Origin of the sequence: Streptococcus sp. DD04, from assembly GCF_001578725.1 — a bacterium.
Lineage (GTDB): Bacteria > Bacillota > Bacilli > Lactobacillales > Streptococcaceae > Streptococcus > Streptococcus sinensis.
Window position 1 is genome coordinate 1 of record NZ_KQ969029.1, and the last position, 229, is coordinate 229.

1 protein-coding gene is annotated in these 229 nt (G+C 45.4%); it reads right to left on the bottom strand.

Going from position 1 to position 229, the window contains the following annotated elements; genetic code table 11:
- A partial coding sequence (locus STRDD04_RS10395; RefSeq protein WP_197460109.1) for a transposase family protein occupies window positions 1-229 on the bottom strand: 229 nt, incomplete at both ends.

A 229-nucleotide genomic window follows, 5' to 3' on the forward strand; every position in this document is an offset into this window, starting at 1 on the left:
GGTTTTTCTTGACTAAGGACGTTTCTGCGACAGCTACTTTCCCGCAATCCTGACAGCGGAAGCGCCGTTTTCTCAATCGAATCAGCGTTTTGTATCCCGCACATTCTAGGTAAGGAATTTTCGATTCTTTTTGGAAGTCATATTTAGCCATTTTTCCTTGGCAGTGAGGGCATTTAGGTGCGGGATAATCTAGCTTGGCGATGATGTCTTTATGTGTTCCCGAGTCCCT